This window comes from Candidatus Dadabacteria bacterium, from assembly GCA_026706695.1.
Classification (GTDB): domain Bacteria; phylum Desulfobacterota_D; class UBA1144; order Nemesobacterales; family Nemesobacteraceae; genus Nemesobacter.
Window position 1 is genome coordinate 26,517 of the sequence record JAPOYE010000019.1, and the last position, 7,394, is coordinate 33,910.

The window sequence follows — 7,394 nt, forward strand, 5'->3', positions numbered from 1 at the left end:
CCCTAGATGCTCCGTGCTTCTCACGGTCTTCGCTCTCAAGTAGAATGAATCTGAGCAAATCCGCACTTGGGAGGAACCAGTTGTCTCTTACCGGAATCGTCGTACCGTACTGGGCCGACGTAAAAAAAGATGATCTCACCTATTTTTCGAAACTGGCAGAAGACTTGGGCTATCACTCCATCTGGGTTCCCGAAATGTGGGGACGGGACGCATTTTCCCTGATATCCCACATGGCGTCGGTCACAGAAAGGATAAATCTGGCCACCGGTATCATCTCCGTTTACAGCAGGTCTCCGGCACTCATAGCGCAGACTGCGGCCACCGTGGATGAGTACTGCGGGGAAAGATTCATCCTCGGACTCGGGATAAGCAGCGTTTACCTCAACGAATACTGGCACGGCACGAAATTCGAGCGTCCCCTGAGACGGACGCTTGAGTGCGTCGAGATAATAAGGACGGTCCTCGCGGGAAAGAGAGTCGACTATGATGGGGAGATTTTCAGGCTTAAGAACTTCAGGCTTCTTTTTAAGCCCCGGCGAAGCGAGATTCCCATATATATCGCATCCATGGGACCGAAAAACATCGAGCTTACCTCCCGGGTCGCTGACGGCTGGATTCCCTACCTCTGCCCCGTGAGCCTTATTAACGAAAGAAAAAAGGTGCTCGCTTCCGGCGGAAGAAAAATAACCGTGGCCCCGTTTATTCCGGCGATGGTTTCCGAGGACCGAAGCGAATCAAGAGAAATCGTAAGGGAGTTCGTGGCCCTTTATGTATGCTCCATGGGAGATTACTACCACAAGCTCGTAAGCAGCTACGGATTCGGGGAGGAAGCGGACAGGGCGAAAAAGCTCTGGCGGGAAAACAGGGCGGAAGCCATAAAAAGCATAAGTGACGAACTGCTTGATCTTGTTTCCGTGAGCGGTTCCCCGGAGGAGGGAAGAGCAAAGCTCGCGGAGTTCGCCGAGAGCTCCGATCTTCCCATTCTCATGTTCCCCTATAACGCTTCGAGAGAGCAGACAGCTTTTGCAATGAAAGCGCTTGCCCCTTGAGAGAACAATCCGGACTTAAGGGTCAGGTCTTGACATAAATTCCTGTCTTCATTATAATCCCTTCCATGGCAAGACCGCTAAGACCGGAATACGCAGGGGCCGTCTATTACGTCTCCTCGGTCGGGAACAGAGGGCAGAGCGTCTTTCAGAACTCAGCCGACGGCAACGCCTGGATAGAAATCCTCGAGGGGGTATGCGGAAGGTTCGGATGCCTTTGCTTTGGCTACTGTCTCATGTCCGACGGGTATCATCTGGTCATTGAGACCCCGAAGCCCAACCTCTCAAAAGCCATAAGACAGCTAAACGGCGTTTACACCCAGCGTTCAAACAGGCTGCACGATACAGACGGTCACGTTTTCCGGGGAAGATATAAATCCATAGTTGTCCAGAGGGAGAAATATCTTCTACCCCTTATGGCCCATATCTTTCTTCTACCCCTTCGAGCCGGCTTCGTAAAACATCCCAACCAGTTCAAATGGAGCAGTTGCAGGTACCTTTATGGAAAGGATGAAGCGCCAGGATACATAGACCTCGAGTGGTTCTCAGAAGGATTCTCTTCGGATATAAGCGCTTTTGATGAGTTTCTCGAAGAGAATAGTTCGCGCGACGTGATCTCGGAAGCCCAAAAGCAGATATATCTCGGCGATGATGGATTCATAGAGCTTGTGCAGGAAAAAACGAAGAGGGATTCGCGGTCAAAAGATATTCCCAAGTATCAGCTCACAAAACCCGTACCGGGCATGATAGACGGTTTCATGCGAAGCGGACACTCAAGAGAGGAAGCGATAGCTAAAACCTACCTTACGGGGGACTACACGCTGAGAGAAGTTGCCGACGCGGTCTCAGTTCACTACTCGGTTGTGAGCAAGATCGTAAGCGAATACGAGAAAACCTCTTCTCTTTCTCGGTAAAAATCCTCAGTCGACTCCGGACTGCTCTGCGAGTTCCTCAACCTCGTCCACCATCGCACCTATCACGTCAAGTCCCGTCTGCCAGAAACCGGGGTTGTTTATATCTACCCCCACTCCAGAGAGGAGCTCTGCGGGCGAGGCGCTTCCCCCGGACCGAAGAAGCTCCATGTAATCGGGCACAAAAGACCTTCCCCGCTCCAAGAACATTCCGTAAAGAGCTAGGGTGAGCAGCTCACCGAATGAATATGCGTAGCAGTAAAAGGGAGAGTGTATGAAATGGGGAATGTAAAGCCACCAGTAAGCGTAGTTCTCAGTCAGGGTAACGGAATCTCCGAACATCTCGCGGTTAGCCTCGATCCAGAGTTCGCTTATTCTCGCGGTCGTAAGCTCCCCCCGATCTCTTCTTTCGCTGTGAAGGCTCTGCTCAAACCTTGTAAGCACCGCCTGTCTGAAGACCGTGGCCATTATGTCCTCGAGTTTTTCCGCTACCAGAACCAGCCTGCCTTCCCTTCGCGTCTCTTCCTCCTTGAGGCGGTGAAACACGAGCATTTCCGCAAAGACGCTTGCGGTCTCAGCAGTGGTAAGAGGCGTGTGGGCCTGAAAATAACCCTGTCGTCTCGAAAGATACTGGTGCACGCCGTGGCCAAGCTCGTGAGCCAGAATCATCACGTCTCTCGGTTTCCCGGTGTAGTTCATAAAAACATAGGGGTGTACGCCGGGAACCGTACCGTGGCTGAAAGCGCCTCCTCTTTTCCCGTCCCGAAGCTCGGCGTCTATCCAGTTTTTCTCGAAAAACGAAGACGCGGTCTTTTTCATCTCGGATGAGAATTCACCAAACGAAGAAAGCACGATTTCCTCTGCCTTGTCCCATGGAACCTGCTCCCTCTCCGAACCCAGGGGAGCGTAGCGGTCGTAGTCGTAGAATCTTCGGTACCCGAGAAGTTTTCCCTTGAGTCCATAGTAGCGTTTTACGAATCCGAAGCTTCGCTCGCACGATTCAAGCAGGGCTTCCACGGCACTGTGGGATATCTCGTTGCTAAGGTGACGCGCCGACATGGGATCCTCGTAGCTCCTAAGCCTGTCGTTTATTGAGTGGTCGTTTACAAGAGTGTTGAATATGTAGGTAAGTACATGGGAGTTCTCTTTAAGCCCCCTTGTGAGACCGGACCAGGCTGCCTTTCTTTTCCTTCTGTCCGGGTCGTAAAGAAGCGAGAGGGTCCGGGACTGGTTCAGCCTTTCGGTCTTGCCCGAGAGCCTCACACGAAACTGGATATTGTTCACGACCTCGTCAAAAAGTCTTGAAAACGCCTTCTGCCCGGTGTTTGACTTCTCTTGAAGTATCTTTTCCTCGGCCTCTGAGAGAGTGTGATTTCTGTACTGTCTTTCCTGCTCGAGAAAATGCCTGTATTCCGAAAGTTCCGGGTTATTAAGAAGTTTCTTCGCTCTTTTCTTCGGAACCGAAACCCATTCAACGTAAAAGAAAATGAGCTTTTTCTGAACTTCCGTCGCCTTCTGCTGCATTGACGAACGAAAGGCGCCGTTTTTGGGGTCCCGGGTGTCGGCTGCAAAAACAAGGTGAGCGAAGGAAAGTATCTTTCCGATTCTTTCCGACAAGCGCTCAAGCTCCTTCACCGCTCCCGCGAGCTTCCCAGCGGTAAGTGAAGGAGACTTTATCTTCCCCCTGTACTTCTTTTCAAATCTGCCCGCACGCGCCGATATCCTCTCGAAATCCTTCTCCACGCGTGGGTCGGAAATTCCTCCGTAAAGGTCCGAGAGATCCCAACTTATGCCTTCTGCTTTCGCCATGTCCGTCTCCGTAGCTCCTTGTCGGGAGCAAAAATTAAGTTATTCCCGAAGCAGGTATATATCCTCAAGCGATCTTCCCTTTTCCATGTAGTCCATTCCGTAGCCTACGAGGAACCCTTCATCCACCTGGAAACCCGTGTAATCAGGCTCTGGATCCATCGCGCCCTTTCCTCTTTTGTCTATGAGTGCGCATATCCGAAGCGAACCCGGGTTTTTAGACTCTATGTGCTGCAGGATAAACTTCGCCGTCTCCGAAGTGTCAATTATATCTTCAATTATTATAACGTCCCTGCCCTCCACTTCGCATTCAATATCCCTTAAGAGCTTGAGGCGTCTAGGCCGCGTTCCCTCTCTGTAACTTGAAACCCTGAGAAACTGCCTTTCGACCATTACGGTCACCCGCACCAGAAGATCTTCAAAGAAAGGACGCGCTCCTTTAAGAACGCAGACCGCGACGGGAGTTTTTCCCTCGTAGTCCCCCGAAATTTGCTCGGCGAGCCTCGAAACGGCGGTTTTTATATCGTCTTTTAAGAGAAATTTTTTAAGCGCGACACCTTCTAGGATTTCAGTTTCTTCAGACAGCACCTCGCCCCTCCTTCAAAGTTTTTTCAAGTTCAGGACAAAGTTCGATCACGGAGCGGCGAAGAAACCCCCGCTCGTAAACGTCGGGATCGACAATCTCTCCGTTCCACACGAGTATATCCAGGTCCATTTTTCTCGGGCCGTAGCGATCCTCCCCGACACCTCTCCCGAGGGAAACCTCTACTCCCTTGAGCAGGGTTTTCAGTTGCTTGCAGCCAAGACGGGTTTCTATCAGCAAGGAACCGTTTAGAAAATCCTGCTGCTCACGGGATCCTATGGGCTTGGTTCTCACGAACTTCGATTCTCCGAGAACCCTGAGTTTCTCCCCGAGCATTCGTTTGGCGACGCTTACGTTTCTCTCGGCGTCTATGTTTGAACCGACCCCGATAATAACCGTATTCATACCCTGATACCTTCTCCTTGCGCCGACAAACCGGTCTCCAGACCACAAAACCAAATTTCACTCAGCCACCTAAGCCGGCATCCGCGCCTAATCGGAACCGTATTTTACATCTAGCCTGCTGAATGTTAAGTATGGTTTAAAAAACCGCGGAAAAGTCTTCCGCGTTGCGTCTCCGAGAAAACCGGCAAGACGGCACCTGTCCCGCTTACCTTTCCCTCGCTTCGGTCACAGAAACGGAATCAGCAAAACGGAGCGCCCCGGGCTTCTCCACCTTCACCGACGCCCACCTCACCGCCGGATCCTCAAAAACTATATCGCATATACCTCCGGCGACTCTCTCAAGCAGGTTAAAATCGTTTGTCTCCACAAAGCTTATGATCTTTTTGTTTATGGCCTTGTAGTCCAAAGTATCATCTATGTCGTCGCTCTCGGCGGCCTTGCGTCCGTCAAAATCGATGGTGACGTTTATGATCAGGTCCTGGCGGTTCTCCTTCTCCCAGTCATAAACCCCTATTATAGTACGAAGCCTCAGGTTTTCGATCTTTATTATCATCTGATCAGGTAAGACTCATGCCTCCGTCAACGAAAAGACACTCTCCGGTGACGTAATTATTCTCCAAAAGATAGTTAAACGCGTTAATTATATCCTCAACAGAGCCTGGACGCTTCATCGGAGCTCCCCGCGCCATCTTGTGAAGATAGTCATCCCCGAACCCCGGGGGAGCGAGAACGGCCCCTGGGCACACGGCGTTTACCCGAAAATCGGGAGCGAGTTCCCTTGCAAGCATTTTCGTCAAGTGATAAAGACATTTCTTGCTCAGGTTGTAGCAAAAATGCTCAACGGGATTTTTTCTGATTCTCGTGTCAAGGAAATTAACGATAAGCCCTCCGCTTGTCTCAGTGGAAAAAGACTGGGAGAGAAAGAAAGGTGCCTTGAAGTTTATAGCCATATCGGTTTCAAGAAATTCGGGGGTCACGTCACGGAATCCGACGTTCTCGAAAATTGAGGCGTTGTTAACAAGAACACATAGCCCCCCGAAGCTTTCCGTGACTTTCGGGACAAGCTCTTTTGCGTCATCAGGTGATGAAAGGTCGCACCTGAAAAGCTCGCATTCAACACCGGTCCTGAGAATGAGTTCCCTTGTAGCCAGGGCCTCTTTTTCGGAGGAATTGTAGTGAAGGGCGATATAATAGCCCTTCCGGGCGAGATTCAGGGATATCTCCTTTCCTATTCTCACCGCCCCGCCTGTAACCAAAGCCGCCTTTTTCATTTCACACGGGAAACAACGGTTTTCATGTAGCACACGCTGCAAAAACCGCCTCTGAGTATATGTTGATATATTATTCCCATTGTTTATTATAAGTAAATTTAAAAACGGCCCGCGAAAGCGAAACCCCGGCCGTCGTTTCATATGAATCCGACGCGCGCTGCCGCGGATCTTTAATGTTTGCGTACGGATTTCTCCCCGAGGATGAAGAATTGGAGAACCTTGTAATCAACTGTATAAGAACGCTTGCGATGGACGCCGTGGAAAAAGCGAAGTCCGGCCATCCGGGAACCCCGATGGCTCTGGCTCCCACGGCTTTCGTACTTTTCGACAAGTTCTTAAGGCACAATCCCAAGAACCCGAGTTGGCCCAACCGCGACCGCTTCATCCTTTCCGCCGGTCACGCTTCCATGCTTCTCTACGCCGCCCTTTACGTAAACGGGTACGACATCCCGATTGACGATATAAAGAAATTCCGAAGCCTCCACAGCCGCTGTCCCGGTCATCCCGAAGTGGGAATCACGGCTGGAGTCGAGACTACTACAGGGCCTCTGGGACAGGGAGTATCGAATTCGGTTGGAATGGCCATAGCAAGCAAATGGCTTTCGGAGCACTTTAACCGTCCCGGCTACGACATAATAAATCATCATGTGTATTCAATCTGCAGCGACGGGGACATGATGGAAGGAATTTCCTCAGAAGCCGCATCCATAGCAGGACATCTGGGGCTTGGAAATCTGATCTGGATATACGACAGCAACAGTATAACTATCGAGGGCAGCACCTCGCTTGCGTATTCCGAGGACACGGAAATGCGGTTTGGTTCCTACAACTGGCACGTGGAGAAAGTCTCGGATGCAAACAATCTTGAGGAAATTGAAAAAGCCCTAGATCGCGCACGATCCGAAACCAAAAGGCCTTCCATTGTAATATTGAAAAGCCAGATAGCCTACGGAAGCCCCAACAAGCAGAACACGTGCGAGGCCCACGGATCGCCGCTTGGAGAGGAGGAGGTCAGGCTGGCGAAGGAATTTTACGGATGGGACGCCCCGGGGAACTTTCACGTCCCCGAAGAGATTCTCTCCTACATGAAAGAAGCAGTCGCCAGAGGAAACGATGCCGAAGCGGCCTGGAAGGAGAATTTCAGGAAGTATTCAAACGAATATCCGGAACTTGCTCACGACTTTGAGATGCTCAATAAAAGGAAGCTGCCTGAGGGATGGGACAGCGATATCCCGTCTTTTGCCTATCCCGCAGACCCGGTTGCGACCCGTTCCGCGAACTCAAGCATAATTAACGCCATAGGAAAAAAAGTGCCGTGGTTCATGGGCGGCGCCGCAGATGTAGGCTCCTCAACTAAAACCTATATTAAGTG

8 protein-coding genes are annotated in these 7,394 nt (G+C 51.0%); 3 read left to right on the forward strand and 5 right to left on the reverse strand.

Features of this window, described 5'->3' with window-relative positions; genetic code table 11:
* Positions 1 to 80: 80 nt before the first annotated feature.
* Both OXG10_01860 and OXG10_01865 read left to right on the forward strand, forming a co-directional pair.
* A complete protein-coding gene (locus tag OXG10_01860) occupies positions 81 to 1,049 on the forward strand; it encodes an LLM class flavin-dependent oxidoreductase (protein MCY3826114.1) in 969 nt (322 codons plus the stop codon).
* Positions 1,050 to 1,114: 65 nt separating this feature from the next.
* A complete protein-coding gene (locus OXG10_01865) occupies positions 1,115 to 1,960 on the forward strand; it encodes a transposase (protein ID MCY3826115.1) in 846 nt (281 codons plus the stop codon).
* 6 nt (positions 1,961 to 1,966) lie between these two features.
* Here the strand turns inward: OXG10_01865 and OXG10_01870 are convergent, their stop codons facing one another.
* The 5 genes from OXG10_01870 to OXG10_01890 form a co-directional block, all read right to left on the reverse strand.
* Positions 1,967 to 3,766: a M3 family oligoendopeptidase gene (locus OXG10_01870; protein MCY3826116.1), complete on the reverse strand. Its 1,800-nt coding sequence runs from the start codon at positions 3,764 to 3,766 to the stop codon at positions 1,967 to 1,969.
* Between the two features lie 39 nt (positions 3,767 to 3,805).
* The gene (hpt, locus tag OXG10_01875) at positions 3,806 to 4,351 is read right to left on the reverse strand and encodes a hypoxanthine phosphoribosyltransferase (protein ID MCY3826117.1); all 546 of its coding nucleotides are present in this window, start codon (positions 4,349 to 4,351) and stop codon (positions 3,806 to 3,808) included.
* Positions 4,341 to 4,751, reverse strand: a complete 411-nt coding sequence (gene folK / locus OXG10_01880) for a 2-amino-4-hydroxy-6-hydroxymethyldihydropteridine diphosphokinase (GenBank protein ID MCY3826118.1) — start codon at positions 4,749 to 4,751, stop codon at positions 4,341 to 4,343. Before folK ends, hpt begins: the two co-directional genes overlap by 11 nt.
* 205 nt (positions 4,752 to 4,956) lie before the next feature.
* The gene (gene folB / locus OXG10_01885; GenBank protein MCY3826119.1) at positions 4,957 to 5,304 is read right to left on the reverse strand and encodes a dihydroneopterin aldolase; all 348 of its coding nucleotides are present in this window, start codon (positions 5,302 to 5,304) and stop codon (positions 4,957 to 4,959) included.
* 4 nt (positions 5,305 to 5,308) lie between these two features.
* On the reverse strand, positions 5,309 to 6,022 hold the full coding sequence (locus OXG10_01890) for an SDR family oxidoreductase (protein MCY3826120.1): 714 nt from the start codon (positions 6,020 to 6,022) through the stop codon (positions 5,309 to 5,311).
* Between the two features lie 173 nt (positions 6,023 to 6,195).
* Here OXG10_01890 and OXG10_01895 point away from each other — a divergent pair.
* Positions 6,196 to 7,394, forward strand: a 1,199-nt coding sequence (locus tag OXG10_01895; protein MCY3826121.1) for a transketolase, incomplete at its 3' end; no start/stop codon positions are given.